Source organism: Micromonospora sp. NPDC000663 (genome assembly GCF_042898105.1).
In the GTDB taxonomy this organism is placed as follows: domain Bacteria; phylum Actinomycetota; class Actinomycetes; order Mycobacteriales; family Micromonosporaceae; genus Micromonospora.
The window spans coordinates 581,323-599,929 of the sequence record NZ_JBIAYR010000001.1; the positions used below are offsets into that span (position 1 = coordinate 581,323).

Genomic DNA, 18,607 nt, shown 5'->3' on the forward strand with positions numbered 1-18,607 from the left:
GGCGGGTTGACTGGACGGATGGAGAGTGGGGGTTTGCGCCGGGCGTACGGCGGTGTGTTCGCCGAGCTTGACGCCTGGGAGTTCGAGGCGGCTCCGCAGGGGCAGCTCAGCGCCGACCAGATCGTCGCGCATCTGGTCGCCAACGACGAGCTGATGATCCAGGCCACCGAGGCGTTGCTGGCGGGATCGCCGTTCGCCTACTACGAGCTGGAGGAGGACATCCACCGCCCGCAGCTCGACGCGCTGGTCGCCGAGCAGGGCGGCCTGCGCGGCCTGACCGCGCTGCTGCACGGCACAAGCGACCGCCTGTGCGGGCTCGTCGATCAGCTCGGCCTGGCCGCCGAGACCCCTGTCGAGACCCACCTGCGCGAGGGCTTCGACCTCGTCGTCGACGAGCCGCTGCCCTGGTCCCGCACCCTCGACCTGCACGCCCGCGTCCACCTCCCCAAACACCAGGCGCAACTCCACATGCTCCGCCCCTGACCCCACCCCCCACCCCACCCACCCCACCCCACCCCACCCCACCCGCCGATCTTGCACTTGCTGTGCCGACAAAATGGGGTGCATGAGGCAATCCGGCAACCGCAAGTGCAAGATCGGCGGGGTGGGGGGCGGGGTGGGGGGTGGGGGGTCAGGTCTCGACCAGCTCAGGACGGGGGTGGAAGGTGCGGCGGTAGGTGGACGGGGCTACGCCGATGCGCTGGCGCAGCTGTTGACGCAGCGCGGCGGTGGTGCCGAAGCCGCAGCGGCGGGCGATCTGGTCGACGGTGAGGTCGGTGGTCTCCAGCAGCAGCCGGGCGTGGTCGGTGCGCTGTTGCAGCAGCCACTGCGCCGGGCTCAGCCCGGTCTCCGAGCGGAACCGCCGGGTGAAGGTGCGCACGCTCATCCGGGCCTGTTCGGCCAGGTCGCGCAGGGCGATCGACTCGTGCAGCCGCTGCCGGGCCCACTCCCGGGCGGCCGCGGTGCTGGCGTCGGTGGCCCTGGGCACCGGGCGTTCGATGTACTGCGCCTGGCCGCCGTCCCGCCACGGTGGCATGACGCAGCGGCGGGCTGCCCGGTTGGCCACCTCGCTGCCGTGGTCGAGGCGGATGACGTGCAGGCAGAGGTCGATGCCGGCGGCCACCCCGGCCGAGGTGAGCATCCGGTCCTCGGCGATGAAGAGCACCCCCGGGTCGAGGTCGACCCGCTGGTGCAGGCGGCGGAACTGCTCGGCGTACGCCCAGTGGGTGGTGGCCCGCCGTCCGTCGAGCAGGCCGGCGGCGGCCAGGACGAACGCCCCGGTGCAGATCGACATCACACGTGCGCCCCGCTCGTACGCCGACCGCAGCGCGTCGGCCACCTCCGGCTCGATGCTGCCGGCGGTCAGCGCGTTGCCGTCGTGGATGCCGGGGACGATCACCGTGTCGGCGGTGTCGAGCAACTCCAGACCGTGGTCGGGGAGGACCTGGTAGCCGGCCGTGCTGCGGACCGGCCGGCCGCCGGGCGTGCACACCCGCACGTCGTAGAAGTGCGAGCCGTCGGCGCTCCGGGCGGTGCTGAAGACCTGGGACGGGGTGCCGAGGTCGAGGCCGACGACATGGTCGAGGGCGAGGACGGCGATCCGGTGCGGGCGTACGCTCATGGCCCGATTATTGCGCATGATGGCTTTCCGGCCACTCGTCGTGGACCGCGCCCCTGCCGAGACTTGTGACGTGACAGGGAAACGTCGTCTGCACCCCGCCTGGCTCGTCGCCGCCGTCGCCTTCGTGGCGTTGGTCGGCGCCGCCGGCTTCCGCGCCACGCCGTCGGTGCTGCTGCACCCGCTGCACGAGGAGTTCGGCTGGCCACTCGCCACCATCTCCGCCGCCGTCTCGGTCAACCTGCTGCTCTACGGGCTCACCGCGCCGTTCGCCGCCGCGTTGATGGACCGGTTCGGCATCCGCCGGGTGGTTTCGGTGGCGTTGCTGCTGGTGGCCGCGGGCAGTGGGCTGACCGTCTTCATGACCGCGAGCTGGCAACTGTGGCTCTGCTGGGGTGTGCTCGTCGGTCTGGGCACCGGCTCGATGGCGCTGGCGTTCGTGGCCACCGTCACCGGTCGCTGGTTCGTCCACCGCCGGGGCCTGGTCACCGGGGTGCTGACCGCCGGAGGGGCGGCCGGGCAACTCGTCTTCCTTCCGCTGATCGCGGTGCTGGTACGCGACAACGGTTGGCGCACGGCGGCACTCGTCGTGGCCGGGGCGGCGCTTGTGGTCGTACCCCTTGTGCTGTGGCTGCTGCGCGAACACCCGGCGGATCTCGGCCTGCCCGCCTACGGCGCGACCGAGGTCGTGGCGGCACCGCCGCCGGCCGGCGGTGCGGCGACCCGGGCGTTGGGCGCGCTTGCCGCCGCGGCCCGGACCCGGCCGTTCTGGCTGCTGGCCGGCGGGTTCGCGATCTGCGGCGCGACCACGAACGGCCTCGTCGGCACCCACTTCGTGCCAGCCGCGCACGACCACGGCATGACCGAGACCACCGCGGCGGGGCTGCTCGCGCTTGTCGGCCTGTTCGACATCGTGGGCACGATCGCCTCCGGCTGGCTGACCGACCGGGTGGACAGCCGGCTGCTGCTCGGCGCCTACTACGCGCTGCGGGGGTTGTCGCTGCTGGTGCTGCCGAGCCTGTTCAGTGGCACTGCCCGGCCGAGCATGCTGGTGTTCATCATCTTCTACGGCCTGGACTGGGTGGCCACGGTGCCGCCGACGGTGGCGCTGTGCCGGGAGTACTTCGGTGGCGCGGGAGCGGTGGTGTTCGGCTGGGTGTTCGCCGCGCACCAGCTCGGGGCGGCGGTCGCGGCGACGGGGGCGGGGCTGGTCCGGGATCGGCTCGGCGACTACGCGCTGGCCTGGTACGTGGCCGGTGCCCTGTCGATAGGCGCCGCCGGGCTGTCGCTGCTGCTGCGTCGGAGGCCGGGTCGGCCCGTGCCGGAGGCCGTCCTGGCCGCCGCCACCGCGCCCCGGGCCTGGAGCTACCGGGGCTGAGCGGGTCGGACGGTCAGCCGAGGGTCCACTGTTGGGCGGGGCTGCCGTCGCAGGCGCGCTGCCGGATCTCGTCGTCGGGCTCGTCGCCGTCGTCGTCGGCCTGCCCGCACTTGCCGCTGTGCGCGGCCACCAGCAGCACCGGGCCGGTGCCGGTGGGGGACAGCCGCCATTGCTGGTTGGCCCCGCCGTGGCAGGGGAACTGGAGCAGCCGCGCGCCGTCGTCGGTGCTGGCGCCCTCGACGTCGAGGCACTGCCCGTGGGCGGCGTTGGTGAGCGACACCACGTCCGCGCCGGCCGGGTTGACGACCCACTGCTGCTCCGGCCCGCCGGTGCAGACGGCCAACTCGGCTCCCGCCTCCTTGTCGTCGCCGTCGAGCCCCAGGCAGAGCCCGGACGCGACCCGCAGCACCCGGGGCCCGGTGGTCGGCGCCACCGAGGGCGTCGGTGACGGTTCGGCGGACGGGGTCGGGCTCGGCTCGGCCTCCGGGGTGGTGGGCTCCGCCGCGCTGGACGGCGCGCCGACCGTGGCCGGCACCACCGGATCGCCACCGCCGCCGAGCAGGCCTGTCGCGAAGACCACCCCGAGGAGTACGCCCACCAGCCCTACCCCGAGCGCCACCCGCAGCAGCGGGTCGGCGAGCGGGCCGGAACGTGCTGCCCGTCGACGACCGCCGTAGACGGTGCCGGCGGGGTCGGGGCGTTCCTCGGGCGCGGACATACGGGTCATCCTCACCCACCGCCGTCGGCCACGGCCAGTCGGTGGGTCAGTCGACGACCCGGACGTCCTTCCAGAACGCCACCCGGTCACGCACCATCTCGGCGTCCGGCTTGGGGTCCGGGTAGTACCAGACCGCGTCCTGGCTGCTGCTGCCCTCGTGTTCGAGGGAGTAGTAGGAGGCGGTGCCCTTCCACGGGCAGACGGTGTGTGTCGCGGACTCGCGGATCAGGTCGTCACGCAGGGCGGAGCGGGGGAAGTAGTGGTTGCCCTCCACCAGCACGGTGTCGTCGCTCTCGGCGACGACCAGGTCGTTCCACACGGCTTTCGGCATGCCCCAACACTAGGCCGTCCCGACGCCCGTGGCAGTCCTCAGCGGGTGGGCTGCGGGTCGGTGACGTCGGCCACCGTGGCGTCGAGGGCGGTGATCGCGGCGTCGGCGTCGACAGCGATGGCGAGGCCCCGTTCGCCGGCACCGAGGGTGATCTCCCGTCCGCGCAGCCGCTCGTCGGCGATCACCGGCCAGGCAGTGCTCGCGCCGAACGGGGTGATCGTGCCGCGTTCGTAGCCGGTGGCGGCCAGGGCGCCGGCGGCGTCCGGCATGGAGAGCCGGTGCACGCCGAGCAGGGCGCGCAGCTTGGGCCAGGAGATGACCCGGTCGCCGGGGGTGAGCACGAACAGGTGGTCGTCGGCGCCCCGACGGACGACTATCGTCTTGACCACGTCCGCGACGGCCACTCCCCGGACCGCCGCGGCCTCGGCCAGGCTGCCTACCGCGCCGTGACTGACCAGCCGGTACGGCAGTCCGGTGGCGTCCAGGGCGGCGATCGCGGGCGACGGCATGACCGCCACGGTAACCGCCGGGCCTGCTGCGGGACGGGAAACGACCGGTGAGGACATCCCACGATTTCCCGGGGTGCAGGCGTAAGGTGATCACATGCGCGCTGAGCGTGTGGATCACCCCATTGACCATGATGAAGCGGTGGACACGCTGCGGCGGTCGTACGCCGCGGTGCCCACTGGCGAACCTGTCCGGCTCGCCAAACGCACCTCCAACCTGTTCCGCCCCCGGTCCGCACCACGGACCCCGGGCCTCGACGTCAGCGGCCTGAACGGCGTGCTCGCGGTCGATCCGACCGGGCGCACGGCCGACGTGCAGGGCATGTGCACGTACGAGGACCTGGTCGACGCGACCCTGCCGCACGGGCTGATGCCGCTGGTGGTGCCGCAGTTGCGCACCATCACGCTTGGCGGCGCGGTGACCGGCCTCGGGATCGAGTCGACCTCGTTCCGCAACGGCCTGCCGCACGAGTCGGTACGGGAGATGGACATCCTCACCGGCACCGGTGAGATCGTCACCGCCCGCCCCGAGGGGGAGCACGCCGACCTGTTCGCCGCGTTCCCCAACTCGCTGGGCAGCCTCGGCTACGCGACCCGGCTGCGCATCGAGCTGCAACAGGTCGGCCGGTACGTGGCGTTGCGCAACATCAGGTTCACCACGCTTGAGGCGCTCACCGACGCGATAGCCGAGGTGACCGCGACCCGGTCGTGGGCCGGCGAGCCTGTCGACGCCATGGACGGGGTGATGTTCAGCCCCGGCGAGGCGTACCTGGTGTTCGGCACGTTCACCGACGCGGCCGGCCCGCCCAGCGACTACACCGGCCAGGCGATCTACTACCGGTCGCTGCGCCAGCGCACCCGCGACGTGCTCACGGCGTACGACTATCTCTGGCGCTGGGACACCGACTGGTTCTGGTGTTCGGCGGCGTTCGGCGCGCAGCACCCGGTGGTGCGTCGACTCTGGCCGTCGCGGTACCGGCGCAGCGACTTCTACCACCGCCTGGTCCGGCTGGAACACCGGCACCAGGTGGCGGCGCGGATCGACAGGCTGCGCGGCCAGCCGGCCCGGGAACGGGTCGTGCAGGACGTCGAGATCCCGCTGAACGAGACGGCTGACTTCCTGCGCTGGTTCGCCAGCACAGTGGGGATGAACCCGGTGTGGCTGTGTCCGCTGCGACTGCGTGAGCCGGCGGGTCCCGGTTCGGCGCGGTCCTGGCCGCTGTATCCCCTCCGGCCGGGGCAGGACTACGTCAACATTGGGTTCTGGGGGAGCGTGCCGATCGCGCCGGGCGCCGCCGACGGCGACGTCAACCGCACGATCGAACGCATGGTGTCGGAGTCGGGCGGCCACAAGTCGCTCTACTCCGACGCGTACTACGACCGGGACGCCTTCGATCGCCTGTACGGCGGCGACACGTGGCGGGCGGTGAAAGACCGCTACGACCCGGACCACCGGCTGACGGGACTGTACGAAAAGGCGGTAGCACGAGCATGAGCCTGACCGACAGAGATCAGGGGGCGGCGAGCGTCCCCGCCACCCCGCCGGCGGGGGGCCGGCACACGGGTCCGACCGTCGCGGATGTCGTCCGCGCCGTCACCGCCGGGCCGCTGCCGGTGCGGATCACGGGGTACGACGGCAGCGCCGTCGGCCCGTCCGACGCGGGCATCACCCTGGCGATCCAATCCGAGCGTGGGCTGTCGTACCTGCTCACCGCCCCCGGCGACCTGGGCATGGCCCGGGCGTACGTCAGCGGTGACCTGGCGTTGCAGGGGGTGCACCCGGGCGACCCGTACGAGGCGTTGCGGGTGCTCAAGGACGAGCTGCGGTTGCGGCCACCGTCGCTCACCGACGGGCTGGCGCTGGTTCGTGGGCTGGGCTGGGAGCGACTGATGCCGCCGCCGGCTCCGCCGCAGGAGGCGCTGCCGCGTTGGAAGCGTGTGGTGAACGGGCTGCGGCACTCGCGGGTGCGGGACAGCACGGCCATCTCGCACCACTACGACGTCTCGAACGCCTTCTACGAGAAGGTGCTCGGCCCGTCGATGACGTACACCTGCGCGGTGTACAGGTCTCCCGACGACACGCTTGAGCAGGCCCAGGCGGCGAAGTACGACCTGGTCGCCGGCAAGTTGGCGCTCAAGCAGGGGATGCGGCTGCTGGACGTGGGCTGCGGCTGGGGTGGGATGGTGCGCCACGCCGCCCGCGAGTACGGGGTGAAGGCGCTCGGGGTGACCCTGTCGAAGGCGCAGGCGCAGTGGGCGCAGGCCGCGATCGAGCGGGAGGGGCTGACCGGGCTGGCCGAGGTGCGGCACCTGGACTACCGGGACGCGCCGACTGAGCAGTTCGACGCGGTCTCGTCGATCGGGTTGACCGAGCACATCGGGGTGCGCAACTACCCCACGTACTTCCGGGCGCTGCGGGACCGGCTGCGACCGGGCGGGCGGCTGCTCAACCACTGCATCACCAGGGCGGACAATCGGGCGCCGCACCGCTCCGGGGCGTTCATCGACAGGTACGTCTTCCCGGACGGGGAGCTGGCCGGTCCGGGTCGGCTGATCAGCGAGGTGCACGACGCCGGGCTGGAGGTGCACCACGAGGAGAATCTGCGCCAGCACTACGCGCTGACGCTTGCCGCCTGGTGTCGCAACCTGGTCGAGCACTGGGACTTCTGCGTCTCCGAGGTGGGCGCGGGCACCGCCCGGGTGTGGGGGCTCTACATGGCCGGGTCGCGGATGGCGTTCGAGCGCAACGGCATCCAACTGCACCAGGTGCTGGCGACCCACAACGGCCCGGAAGGTGTGAACGGCTACCCGCTGCGGCCCGACTGGTTGCCCTGACCATCTACTGAACGCCGCCTGGAGCCGCGTCGAGAAAGTCGGCGCGGCTTCTCGCGAACCGATTGACAAACAAGTTTTGTACGTACAAACTGATTTTGCCATGAGAGACGTCCTGTACCTGGAGCAGATCGAGCAGGCCGAAGCCCTGCTCAAGCCGCAGCGCGTCGAGGTGCTGCGGCAACTTGCCGAACCGCGCACCTGCACCGAGGTCGCGGCCCGACTCGACCAGACGCCACAGCGCGTCTACTACCACGTCAAGCAGCTCGTCGCGGCCGGCCTGGCCGAGCTGGTCAACGAGCGCAAGGTCCGCGGGATCACCGAGGGCATCTACCAGGCGGCCGCCCGGTCGTACTGGCTGTCCCCCCGGCTGGTCGGTCGGATCGGGCTGCGCAAGGCCCGCGACGAGCTGAGCCTGGGCTACCTGCTCGACCTGATGGAGGAGGTCCAGGCGGACATCGCCGCCCTGGACCGGGCCGCTCCCGAGCTGCCCTCGATCGGGGTCTCCGGCGAGATCCGGGTGCCCGCCGAGCAACGCCCCCAGTTCCTGCACGACCTGCAAACGGCACTTCAGGACCTGTTCACCCGCTACGGCGGCAGCGAAGGCGACGCCTTCAAGCTGGCCGTCGCCTGCTATCCGAAAGGGAACGACGATGAGTGAACCGTTGAAGCTGCAGGCCCGCCTGTCCGCGCCCGTCGGACGCGTCCGCGCGGCCCTGACCGACCCGGCTGAGCTGCGCGTCTGGCTGGCCGAACACGCCGAGGTCGAGCTGCCCCAGCGGTACGAGTTCTGGGGCCGCTACACGCCCGAGGGCGACGCCCCGCACCAGCGGCTGCTGCACGCCGACGACGACACGCTGCGCTTCAGCTGGCTGCTCGACGGGGTGGAGACCACCACCGAGTTCCAGTTGACCGCCGACGGCCCGGACAGCACGGTGCTGACCCTGACCCAGAGCCACTTCGACTTCGCCGAGGCGATGAGCGGCTCCAGCATCCGGGGTGTGCTCCAGACGTACTGGTCGCTGGGCATCGCCAACCTGGCCGCCCACCTGGAGGGCGCGCCGCTGCTGCCCCGCACCGACTTCACCTCCGCCGACCTGCGCGGTCAGCTGGTCATCGCCGCCCCCGCCGACAAGGTGTGGGAGTCGTTGACCGACTCCGAGCAGGCAAGCGCCTGGTTCGGCTACCCGATCGGCATCGAGCCCTGGGTCGGCGGCCGGTACGCCATGGGCGGCTTCGAGAACGGGTACGCCGCCAAGATCGTCGACCTGGAGCCAGGTCGCCGGATGTCCGTCGACTGGGGCCCCACCGGCGTCACGAACTGGGAGCTTGCCGAGTCCGGTGGCAAGACCACGCTGACCTTCGTGCAGAGCGGCTTCGACGAGACCAACCCCCCGTACGCGGCCTGGAGCGGGTCGGTGGCCGGGCTCGCCGAGCTGCGCCGCTTCCACGAGGTGCCGGCCTGGCAGCCGATCTGGCTCCCCTCCGAGGTGCCCGGTCTGGAGCCCGCCGGCTGATCCATCCCCACCGATCGCACCCGGCAGTCCGGCCTGATCCACACGATCTCGCCGGGCTGCCGGGTGTGATCGGTGGGGCGGAACCTGTGACTTTTCGCTGTGGAGTGGGTATTGGCGGGCGATGTTCTTCATCTTCGGTCTGCGTACCAAGGTCGACCGGTCCGGCGTCGTGCAGCAGGTCTGCCGACACTGCGGCAACCACGCCGCGCAGGTGATCACCCGCCGTTCGACGAAATTCTCCCTCTTCTTCATTCCGCTCATCCCGATCCGCAGCAGGTACGCCCAGCAGTGCACGTTCTGCGGGGCGCAGTACGAGATCTCCCGGTCCGACGCCGAACGTCTCCCGGTCGGCTGAGCGTCGATGGAGCGCTTCCTCTGCTGGCTGATCCGTCGGCCGCCGCCGTCCTCCGTCCCGCCGGTGCACACCGCCGTACGCCGGCCCTGCACCCCCGGCCGGCGCAGGCGCCGTCGTGCCCGCCGTCCCCTGGCCGGCACCAGCCTGCCCCGCTCACCGTGGAACCGCTCCGCCGGCCGCTGACCACATCCGTCGCACATCCACGCCCACCGGTCCGGACCACTCCGTTCTGGCCGGATCGGCCCGACGCGCGCGGCCTTCCGGACCTTGGCGTGCGCCGGGGAGCTGGCTAGGCTTTCGGGGTTTGCCGTGGACGGGTCCGCCGAGGGTGCACGCACGACGAAGAGCCGGAGCGGCCGTGTCGCGACAGGACGTGAAGCAGGCGGCGGGTGAGCCGACTCCTGCCGAGCCGACCCTTCCGGCGCCGGCCCCGGGCGCGCCGGCCGTCGGGCAGCCCGGCGGCGGGCGGGCGGTCACCGCCGTCGCGCCGGCCCGGCTGGGCCGCGCCGGGCCGGTCGCTGCGGGGTCGGTTGTTCTCGTGGAGGCGTTCTGGCTGGTCGCGGCGCTGCCCGGGGCCGCCCTCGTCAGCGACGTGGGCGGGATGCTTGTCGCCGGGTGGGCCACGGTCGCGTGCGCCCGGGTGGCCCGCCGGCATCCGGCCCCGCTGCGCCGGTTCTGGACGCTGCTCGCCGTCACCATGGCGCTCGCCGCGTGCGGCCGGGCGATCTGGACGGCGCAGCGACTCGTCGGCGGCGACCTGCCGCACACCCCGCTGGTCGGGGCGGTCTTCACCCTCGGCATCCTCACCGGCACCGCCGCGCTGCTCAGCTCCCCCTCCGCGCCACGGACCGGGGTCGGGCGGGCCCGGACTCTGCTGGACGGTGTGATCGTCGCGCTGGCCCTGGTGCCGGTCGGCTGGGTGCTGGTGTTCCGGGGGGTGGTCGCCGCCGAGCTGGCCGACCCGGCGCGCACGTTGGGGCTGCTCTACCCGATGTTCGACCTGATGCAGCTCACCATCCTGGTGGCGGTCTCCGGCCCGGCCCGGCCGATGTGGCGTCCCATGAGCGTGCTCGCGGCGAGCCTCACCCTCCGGGTGGTCGCCGACGTCGTGTACGTCTCGCTTGTCGCCCGCGCCGACTACGCCGCAGGGCATCCGATCGACCTGTGCTGGCCGTTGAGCTACCTGCTGATCGGCCTGGCCACCAGGTACCCGCCGCCGCCGGACTGCGACGGCACCGACGAGACCGCCGAGTCACCGCTTCCGCCCTGGTGGCGGGTCGCCCTGCCGTACCTGCCAGTGGGCGGGGCGATCATCGCGGTGCTGCTGGCCCGGCGGCCCACCGGGCAGACCCCCCAACTGATCTTCGTGACGATGATGGTGCTGCTCGCCGCCCTCGCCGTACGGCAGGGGTTGGCCGCCAACGAGAACCTGCGGCTGGTGGCCCGGCTGCGCCGGCTCGCGTACGGCGACCAGCTCACCGGGCTGCCCAACCGCCTGCTGTTCAACCGGCTGCTGCGGCTGGCCCTGCGCGACAGGCGGCAGGTGGCCGTGCTGCTGCTCGACCTGGACGGGTTCAAGCAGGTCAACGACCGTTTCGGGCATGCCACAGGCGACACTCTGCTGACCGGGCTGGCGGCCCGGATGCGCGCCGCCGTTAACGACGACGGCACCATCGCCCGGCTGGGCGGGGACGAGTTCGCGGTGCTCGTGGACCGCGACCGGGGGGTGTCGCCGGAGCGGCTCGCGGAACGACTGCTGGACGCCCTGCGCCCCGTGGACGGCGACGACGACGTGGGCGTGCACCCGTCGGCGAGCATCGGCATCGCCGAGTACGGCCCGCAGCACACCTCCCACACCGACCTGCTGCGGGACGCCGACATCGCCATGTACGCGGCGAAGGCGGCAGGCAAGTCGTCGTACCGGACGTGCACGTCGGGGCTGCGCGAGTCGGCCGTCTCCCGCGCCGAGCTGATCGCCGACCTGCGTCGGGCGGTGGACGAGGAGCAGTTGCACCTGGAGTTCCAACCCATCGTCGACCTGTGCACCGGGGCGGTCCGCAGCGCTGAGGCGTTGGTGCGTTGGCGGCATCCGCGGCTCGGGATGCTGCCGCCGGCGAGGTTCCTGCCGCTGGCCGAGGAGACCGGGTTGATCCTGCCGATCGACAGATGGGTGATCCACGAGGCGTGTCGGGCGGCGGCGACGTGGCGGGTACGGGCGCCGGAGGCCACGGTGGCGGTGAACATCGCCGCCGCGCACCTGCGCCGGCCGGATCTGATCGCCACAGTCACCGCGGCCACCGCGGGTGCCGGGCTGGCGCCGCGCGGGTTGACCCTGGAGTTGACCGAGTCGGCGCTGATCGAGGGCACCGACGCGGTGCTGGAGCGGCTGCACCAGCTCCGGGAGCTGGGCATGGCCATCGCCATCGACGACTTCGGCACCGGCTACTCGTCGCTGAGCTACCTGCACCGCATCCCGGCCACCGAGTTGAAGATCGACCGCTCGTTCGTGGCCCGGCTGGGGTCGGACGACCGGGCGTACGCCACGGTGGAGATGATCACCCGGCTGGCCGGCGCGTTCGACCTGACTGTGGTCGCCGAGGGGGTGGAGACCGAACGCCAGCACGAGGCGGTCCACGCGATCGGCTGCCCGCGCGGTCAGGGCTATCTGTACGGGCGGCCGGACGGCGCCGCGACGGTGGGTCAGAATCGGGCTTGACCCTCACGCGACGGCAGGCGGGAGCCTGGTTCCCGGAAGGGAGGGGAACCATGGCGTACACGGTGGGTCAGGTGGCGAGGGTGGCCGGCGTCACGGTGCGGACGTTGCACCACTACGACGAGATCGGTCTGCTCTCGCCCAGCGGACGGACCTCGGCCGGTTACCGCCGCTACGACGACGCGGACCTGCAACGGCTGCAACTCGTTCTGTACTACCGGGAGCTGGGTTTCCCGCTTGAGGAGATCGCCGCGATCATCGACGACCCGGCGGCCGATCCGGCCGCGCACCTGCGCCGCCAGCACGAGCTGCTGACGGTACGGATCAAGCGGTTGCAGGAGATGGTGACGGCGATCGAGTTCGCGATGGAGGCGAGCAAGTTGAACATCCAACTCACTCCCGAGGAGCGGTTCGAGGTCTTCGGTGACTTCAGGCCGGAGGAGCACGAGGCCGAGGCGGAGCGGCGCTGGGGCGACACCGACGCGTACCGGGAGTCGAACCGGCGGGCCTCGCGCTACAGCAGGGACGACTGGCTGCGGATCAGGGCGGAGAACGAGGACTGGGGCCGACGGATCGTCGCGGTGCTGGCCTCGGGCGCTGCGGCGGACAGCCCGGAGGCCATGGAGCTGGCCGAGGAGCACCGGCAGATCATCGGTCGCTGGTTCTACGACTGCTCGTACGAGATGCAAACCGGCCTGGCCGACATGTACCTGGCCGACGAGCGGTTCACCGCGCACTACGAGAGCATCGCACCTGGCCTGGCGGCGTACCTGAACGAGGCGATCCACGCCAACGCGATCAGCCGCGCGTGACGCGGTGCGGTCCGGCTAGTCTGGCCGGACCGCACCCGCCCCCGGGGAGATGACCGTGCAGAAACCGAAGCTGATCGCCGCCGGTGCCGTCCTCGCCGTGGCGGTCGCCGCCGGGGTGTGGGCCCTGGTCGCCGCGGGCGACGAGCCGGACGCGCCTCGCCCGACGGCGTCGGTGGACGCGGCCGACCCGGTGGGTGTGCTGAGGGCCGCCGCGGCGAAGGCCGACGAGCAGCCGTACAAGCTGACCGTGGGGACCGGCGGCGCGGACGGCGACGCCACTGTGGTGCTCTGGGACCCGAAGGCGAAGCGCGGTCTGGAGACCACCTCGCTGAAGGTGCCCACCGGCGTGGTGAAGATCGAGCGGTTGACCACCGGTCCGGACGTCTACGTGCGGGTCACCGCCCCCGACCGTCGCGTCCCGGTCTGGGACGGCAAGACCTGGTGGCACGTGGGCGCGCCGGGTGCGCCGGCCGCGAAGCAGGGCCTGGACAACACGCGCCTGGCCAGCACCCTTGCCGCGCCGGCCGGGGTCCGGCAGACGGGGGTACGGGAGTACGCCGGCACGTTGGATCTGCGCGGCAGCGGCGAGGTGCTGGGCAGTGGTGTCGGTACGGTGCTGGGGGACCGGGCCGGCGCGGTGCCGTTCACCGCGTCGGTCGACGAGCAGGGGCGGCTGGTCCGCTACCGCATCGAGTTGGCCAGCCAGCAGTCGCAGACGGCCCAGCTCGACCTGACGTACTCGGATTTCGGGCTGTCGGTGACTGCCGACCCGCCGGCCGCGGACGTGGTCGGCGAGGACCCTCCGGCGAACATCCCCGGCGCCTGACGGTCCGTCATTCCTCGACGGCGCCCTCGGTGGGGGTGACCAGGAAGTCGTAGACGGTGCGGGCCATCCGGCGGACCGTCTCGTCGCCGGTGGCCATCGGCCCGGCGGTGAGGAACGCGACGGCGGTCTCGGTGCCGGGGATCAGGTAGTAGCCCACGTCGTGGGAGGCGTCGGGGAGGTCGCCCGTCTTGTGCGCGACAGGCACGCCGGGTGGCAGCGCCGCCGGGATCTTGGTGTTCAGGGTCTGCTCCCGCATGAAGCCGATCATCAGGTCGCGGGAGGCGGGAGTGAGGATCTCGCCGTCCCAGACCGCGCCGAGCAGGGACACCACGTCGTCCGGGCTTGTGTAGTTCTCCTCGCCGCGCTGGGCGGCGGCGCTGTCGAGCATCCGGCGGGCCAGGATGGTGGACCGCTGGTTCATCGAGTCGATCAGGGCGTTGACCGGGGCGAACCCGCCCAGGTAGGTGATCAGCACGTTCGCCGCGATGTTGTCGCTGTACTTGATCAGATATTGTGCGAGCCGGTGCAGGGTCACCACCTGCGGGAACGTCTCGTACTGGAGCTGGCCGGTGCCGCCGACCACATCGGCCGGGGTGACCAGCACGCCCTCGTCGAGCGACACCTGTCCACAGTCGACCCGGCGGAGCAGCTCGACGAGGATCCACAGCTTGATGACGCTTGCGGCCTTGGGGCGCAGCGATCCGTTGACCGCGATCTGCTGGTCGCCGTACCGGCCGGACAGGTCGCGTACCGTCGCTCCGGCCGGGTTGAGGCTCGCGTCTGCGACGACCCGGGCGAGTTGCCCGCTGAGTGGGAACAGCCGGGCTCCGGCCACCGGGTCGGTGGGCGGCTGCGGGCTGGTGACCACCACGCCTGTCAGCTCCACCGGCTGTGCCTGCGGTCCGGAGACGATGAGCGCGCCCTCGGTACGCCCGACCAGGGGCACCCGGTAGTGGAACCGTCTGCCGTCGACTGTCACAGCGCCGCTGGCCACGCCGGCGGCCACCCGCATGGTCGGGTCGGCGACCCGGCCGGTGTCGCCGTCGCAGGCGCGGTAGCGCACAGTGCGCCCGAGCGGGTCCACCGCGAACGCCCCGCCGGGGAACGACAACCACGACACCTCGCTGGTCGGCGGCCGCTCCGGCGTCGGGTCCACACCGGGCTCGTCGCCGGGCTCACCGCCGTACCCCGGCTCGGTTTGCTGCGCAGGATCCGTGCCGGGCCCGCGACCCGGGTCGTCGGCGGTGGCCGGCCCGGTCGTCGCGACGACAGCGAGCGCGATCGCCGCCGTCAGCAGCTTCAGCCGTACGCCGGAACTTTTGTCGCTTTTTCTCACGTTCGCACGATAAGGAGCGCGAGAGGTCGCTGAGGCCAGCGGGAACGCCGTCACCCGTCCGGGCGGCGATGTCCCTCTCGGTGACATACCTCAGCGGTATAAATATGACTCCGCGGTATCAGGCGCGTCAGCAATCACCCGACCCGAGGGACGCCCATGTTGATCATTGCCGGCAGTCTGCGTGTCGAGCCGGGCGCGCGCGACGACTATCTGGCCGGGTGTCACCAGGTCATCGCGCAGGCTCGCGCGACCCCCGGCTGTCTGGACTTCCTGCTCGCGGCCGACCCGCTCGACCCGGGCCGGATCCACGTCTACGAACGCTGGGAGTCCGCCGAGCAGTTGGCGGCGTTCCGGGGCTCCGGGCCGAGCGACCCACAGACGGCGGCCATCCTCGACGCCGACGTCAGTCGCTACCTGATCTCCGGCGTCGAGGCGGCCTGACCGGGACGCTACAACAGCAGGTCGAGCAGGAGTACGCCCAGGAAGCCGACCACGGAGATGATCGTCTCCATCACCGACCAGCTCTTGATGGTCTGCCCCACGGTCAGTCCGAAGTACTCCTTGACCAGCCAGAAGCCGGCGTCGTTGACGTGCGAGAAGAACAGCGAGCCGCAGCCGATCGCCAGTGCCAGCAGGGCAACAGCCGGCCGGTCCATGCTCGCCGCGAGCGGCGCCACGATGCCCGCCGCCGTGATCGTGGCGACTGTCGCCGAGCCGGTGGCGACGCGGATGCCGACCGCGACGAGCCAGCCCAGCAGCAGCGGGGAGAGGCTCGCGTCCTTGGCGGCGTCGGCGACCAGGTTGCCGACCCCGGCGTCCACAAGCACCTGCTTGAACCCGCCGCCGGCCGCCACGATCAGCAGGATGCCGGCGATCGGCGGCAGGGAACCGCCGATCACCGACGAGACCTGGGACCTGTTGAACCCCGCCTGGTAGCCGAGCGTGAACATCGCCAGGATCACCCCGGCGAGCAGCGCGACGATCGGCGTACCGACGATGTCCAGCGTCTTGCGCCCCGCCGTGCCCTCGTCAAGCGTCAGCTCGCCTATCGCCCGCAGCAGCATCAGCACCACCGGCAGCAGCACGGTGATCACCGCCGGCCAGAACGCAGGGGTGCGCCGGGCCGTCTCGGTGCCGCTGTCGTCCACCGGCGCGCCCGGCCGGCCCCCACCCGGGTTGACCAGGTCGTCATCGGTGAGCAGGTCACCGTCCACATCGCGCTGCTCCGCCCCCGCCGCCGACCCGGCCGTCCGGTCGGCGTCGCGGCGGGTCGGCAGCAGGGCGGCCGGCGCGGTCGCCGGCACGTACCGGGCGATGACGGAGCCGAACACCGGCCCGGCGATGATCACCGTGGGGATCGCCACGAGCAGGCCCAGCCCGAGCGTCAGACCCAGGTCGGCGTCGAGCGAGGAGATCGCCACAAGCGGGCCGGGGTGCGGCGGCACGAGGCCGTGCAGCACCGACAGGCCGGCCAGCGCCGGAATGCCGATCTTCATGAGTGGTACGTCGGTGCGCATCGACACGAGCAGCACGATCGGCACCAGCAGCACCACGCCGACCTCGAAGAAGAGCGGCAACCCGATGAGCGCGGCCACCCCGGCCATCGCCCAGGGCAGCGCCCGGCCGGAGACCCGGTTGACGATCCGGCCGACGATGCCGTCCGCGCCGCCGGACTCGGCGAGCAGGCCGCCGATCATCGCGCCGAGGGCGATCAGCAACCCCACGCCGCCCACAGTCGAACCTACCCCGGCGGTGAACGAGGTGATCATCTTGTCGGGCGCGACGCTGGCGACCACGCCGAGCACCGCCGCTCCGAGGATCAGCGACAGAAACGGGTGCACCTTCGCCCAGGCGATCAGCAGCACCACTGCCGCGATACCGAGCAGGGCGGCGACGACGAGTTGGGCGTCACCTGCGGTGGTCACCGGTTCGGCGGGCGCGGCGAGGGTGGTCAACGGTGCGGCGAGGGCGGGGGGTGGGGGCACGGGGATCACGACCTTCGGGACGGGGTCGGCCCGAGACGGGCCGGCCGAAGGATCACATCGGGGGTCCAGCTGAGGGTTCGGGTTCCGCGGGCAGGCCGGGTGCCAGCCGGCGCATCGAGGTGAAGGTGGGCACCAGCGCGTCGTACAGCTCGGCGAAGAGCGGCAGCAGCGACGCGTACGTGGCCGAGGCGGCCGGGTCGGGGTGGACCGTCTCCTCGATCCGGACGAGGTCGGCGGCGACGTCGATGCTGGGGATCAGGCCCAGCGCCTGCATGCCGAGCAGCGCCGCGCCGAAGCTCGACCCCTCGTGCGCGGCCGGGAAGCTCACCGGCAGGCCGAGCACGTCGGAGAGGATCTGCCGCCACAGGCCGCTGCGGGCGAAGCCGCCCCCGGCGCGGATCTCGCGAACCTCGTTGCCGGCCGCGCGTACCGAGGCGAGCACAAGCGCGAGCTGTTGGCAGACCCCCTCCAGCGCGGCCCGGACCAGGTGCTCGCGGCGGTGCCCGTGGGTCAACCCGACGTACGCGCCGCGCGGCAGCGCACTCCAGTGCGGCGCCCGCTCGCTGTGCAGGTACGGAAGCATGATGAGCCCACCCGAGCCCGCCGGTGCCCGGGCGGCGAGGGCGACCAGCTCCTCCTCGGAGTGCTCGCCGAGGTCCGGGGCGAGCGCCTCGCCGGCCCACTTGAGCACGATGCCGCCGTTGTTGATGGCGCCGCCGACGGCCCACCTGTCCTCGGTCAGCGCGTAGCAGAACACCCCGCCGAGCGGATCCACGCTCGGCTGCTCGACCATCACCCGCATCGCCCCGCTGGTGCCGATCGAGCAGGCCACCATGCCGGGGTGGACCGCGCCGAGGCCCAGGTTCGCCAGGGGCCCGTCGCCGGCGCCGACGACCACCGGGGTGCGCTGCGGCAGGCCGGTCACCGACGCGGCCTGCGCGGTGAGACCGGGCAGGACGGCAGTGGTGCCGACGAGCTGGGGGAGCTGCTCCTCGGTGATGCCGGCGATGGTGAGCGCCTCGCTGTCCCACTCCAGCCGGTGGATGTCCATGAGGCCGGTGGCGGAGGCGACCGAGTGGTCGACGACAAGCGCCTCGCAGAGCCGCAGCAGCACCCAGTCCTTGATGCCGACCCAGTGCGCGACGCGTTCGAAGAGCTTCGGCTCCTGCTCGGCGAACCACAGCAGCTTGGGCAGCGGCGACATCGGGTGGATCGGGGTGCCGGTACGCCTGTGCAGCGCCAGGCCGGACGGCACCGCCCGCAGTCGCTCGGCCTGTCGGGTCGACCGGGAGTCGGCCCAGGTGACCGACGGGGTGAGCGGGTTGCCGTCCGCGTCCAGGCCGATGAGGCTGTGCATCGCGGAGCTGAACGACAGCCCGGCCACCGGTTCGACCAGTTCCGCCACGACCATGCTTGTCGACCTGAGCACCGCGTCGAGGATGAGCTGCGGGTCCTGTTCGGCGTACCCGGGCTGCGGGTCGTCCAGCGGGTAGCCGACCGAGTGGCTGCCGAGCTGTCGTCCCTCGGTGTCGTACGCGACGGCCTTGGTGCTCGTGGTGCCGATGTCCACGCCTATGACAACGGCGGGCCGGGTGTCGTCCGGCACGACAGTCACCCCCTCGGTACGGCGGTGCGGCGGCGTCGCCACCCGGCTGCGGCTGACGTTACCGAGACGGGGAC

The 18,607-nt window shown here is 72.1% G+C and carries 18 protein-coding genes; 11 read left to right on the forward strand and 7 right to left on the reverse strand.

The window, feature by feature from the left end; genetic code table 11:
- Positions 1 to 18 precede the first annotated feature (18 nt).
- On the forward strand, positions 19 to 483 hold the full coding sequence (locus ACFY1S_RS02795; RefSeq protein WP_387112121.1) for a hypothetical protein: 465 nt from the start codon (positions 19 to 21) through the stop codon (positions 481 to 483).
- A 148-nt stretch (positions 484 to 631) separates the two neighbouring features.
- Here the strand turns inward: ACFY1S_RS02795 and ACFY1S_RS02800 are convergent, their stop codons facing one another.
- Positions 632 to 1,639, reverse strand: a complete 1,008-nt coding sequence (locus ACFY1S_RS02800; protein ID WP_387112124.1) for a GlxA family transcriptional regulator — start codon at positions 1,637 to 1,639, stop codon at positions 632 to 634.
- A gap of 1 nt (position 1,640) precedes the next feature.
- Here ACFY1S_RS02800 and ACFY1S_RS02805 point away from each other — a divergent pair, with 1 nt between their 5' ends.
- A complete protein-coding gene (locus ACFY1S_RS02805) occupies positions 1,641 to 2,996 on the forward strand; it encodes an MFS transporter (RefSeq protein ID WP_387112127.1) in 1,356 nt (451 codons plus the stop codon).
- Between the two features lie 13 nt (positions 2,997 to 3,009).
- On the opposite strand, the gene ACFY1S_RS02810 is transcribed toward ACFY1S_RS02805, so the two are convergent.
- Genes ACFY1S_RS02810 through ACFY1S_RS02820 form a run of 3 tightly spaced genes read right to left on the reverse strand, consistent with a single transcriptional unit; the run spans position 3,010 to position 4,554 of the window.
- Positions 3,010 to 3,714 (reverse strand): RICIN domain-containing protein, encoded by a 705-nt coding sequence (locus ACFY1S_RS02810; RefSeq protein WP_387114254.1) that lies wholly within the window; start codon positions 3,712 to 3,714, stop codon positions 3,010 to 3,012.
- Positions 3,715 to 3,760: 46 nt separating this feature from the next.
- A complete protein-coding gene (locus tag ACFY1S_RS02815; protein WP_387112130.1) occupies positions 3,761 to 4,045 on the reverse strand; it encodes a DUF427 domain-containing protein in 285 nt (94 codons plus the stop codon).
- A 38-nt stretch (positions 4,046 to 4,083) separates the two neighbouring features.
- The gene (locus ACFY1S_RS02820; protein WP_387112132.1) at positions 4,084 to 4,554 is read right to left on the reverse strand and encodes an aminoacyl-tRNA deacylase; all 471 of its coding nucleotides are present in this window, start codon (positions 4,552 to 4,554) and stop codon (positions 4,084 to 4,086) included.
- Between the two features lie 94 nt (positions 4,555 to 4,648).
- Here ACFY1S_RS02820 and ACFY1S_RS02825 point away from each other — a divergent pair, with 94 nt between their 5' ends.
- The 8 genes from ACFY1S_RS02825 (at position 4,649) to ACFY1S_RS02860 (ending at position 13,606) form a co-directional block, all read left to right on the forward strand.
- Positions 4,649 to 6,046, forward strand: coding sequence for an FAD-binding oxidoreductase (locus tag ACFY1S_RS02825; protein ID WP_387112135.1), 1,398 nt, complete (start codon positions 4,649 to 4,651; stop codon positions 6,044 to 6,046).
- On the forward strand, positions 6,043 to 7,386 hold the full coding sequence (locus ACFY1S_RS02830) for a class I SAM-dependent methyltransferase (protein ID WP_387112138.1): 1,344 nt from the start codon (positions 6,043 to 6,045) through the stop codon (positions 7,384 to 7,386). Before ACFY1S_RS02825 ends, ACFY1S_RS02830 begins: the two co-directional genes overlap by 4 nt.
- A 100-nt stretch (positions 7,387 to 7,486) precedes the next feature.
- On the forward strand, positions 7,487 to 8,044 hold the full coding sequence (locus ACFY1S_RS02835; protein ID WP_364367605.1) for a helix-turn-helix domain-containing protein: 558 nt from the start codon (positions 7,487 to 7,489) through the stop codon (positions 8,042 to 8,044).
- Complete coding sequence (locus tag ACFY1S_RS02840) at positions 8,037 to 8,900, forward strand: SRPBCC family protein (RefSeq protein ID WP_387112141.1); 864 nt, start codon at positions 8,037 to 8,039, stop codon at positions 8,898 to 8,900. The genes ACFY1S_RS02835 and ACFY1S_RS02840 overlap by 8 nt, the downstream gene beginning before the upstream one ends.
- 121 nt (positions 8,901 to 9,021) lie before the next feature.
- Positions 9,022 to 9,255: a zinc-ribbon domain-containing protein gene (locus ACFY1S_RS02845; RefSeq protein WP_387112144.1), complete on the forward strand. Its 234-nt coding sequence runs from the start codon at positions 9,022 to 9,024 to the stop codon at positions 9,253 to 9,255.
- Positions 9,256 to 9,613: 358 nt separating this feature from the next.
- Positions 9,614 to 11,971, forward strand: coding sequence for a putative bifunctional diguanylate cyclase/phosphodiesterase (locus tag ACFY1S_RS02850; protein ID WP_387112146.1), 2,358 nt, complete (start codon positions 9,614 to 9,616; stop codon positions 11,969 to 11,971).
- Positions 11,972 to 12,021: 50 nt separating this feature from the next.
- A complete protein-coding gene (locus ACFY1S_RS02855) occupies positions 12,022 to 12,780 on the forward strand; it encodes a MerR family transcriptional regulator (RefSeq protein WP_387112148.1) in 759 nt (252 codons plus the stop codon).
- A 55-nt stretch (positions 12,781 to 12,835) separates the two neighbouring features.
- The gene (locus ACFY1S_RS02860) at positions 12,836 to 13,606 is read left to right on the forward strand and encodes a hypothetical protein (protein WP_387112151.1); all 771 of its coding nucleotides are present in this window, start codon (positions 12,836 to 12,838) and stop codon (positions 13,604 to 13,606) included.
- A 7-nt stretch (positions 13,607 to 13,613) separates the two neighbouring features.
- Here the strand turns inward: ACFY1S_RS02860 and ACFY1S_RS02865 are convergent, their stop codons facing one another.
- Entirely contained in the window at positions 13,614 to 14,942 is a 1,329-nt protein-coding gene (locus ACFY1S_RS02865) for a serine hydrolase (RefSeq protein WP_387112155.1), read from the reverse strand.
- Between the two features lie 156 nt (positions 14,943 to 15,098).
- On the opposite strand from ACFY1S_RS02865, the gene ACFY1S_RS02870 reads away from it, so the two are divergent.
- Complete coding sequence (locus ACFY1S_RS02870) at positions 15,099 to 15,383, forward strand: putative quinol monooxygenase (protein ID WP_387112157.1); 285 nt, start codon at positions 15,099 to 15,101, stop codon at positions 15,381 to 15,383.
- Between the two features lie 8 nt (positions 15,384 to 15,391).
- Here ACFY1S_RS02870 and ACFY1S_RS02875 read toward each other — a convergent pair whose 3' ends face one another.
- Both ACFY1S_RS02875 and ACFY1S_RS02880 read right to left on the reverse strand, forming a co-directional pair.
- Positions 15,392 to 16,927 carry an SLC13 family permease gene (locus ACFY1S_RS02875; RefSeq protein WP_387112160.1) on the reverse strand — a complete coding sequence of 512 codons (1,536 nt, stop codon included), beginning with the start codon at positions 16,925 to 16,927 and terminating at the stop codon, positions 15,392 to 15,394.
- Positions 16,928 to 16,979: 52 nt separating this feature from the next.
- Entirely contained in the window at positions 16,980 to 18,575 is a 1,596-nt protein-coding gene (locus tag ACFY1S_RS02880; RefSeq protein ID WP_387112163.1) for a gluconokinase, read from the reverse strand.
- Positions 18,576 to 18,607 lie beyond the last annotated feature (32 nt).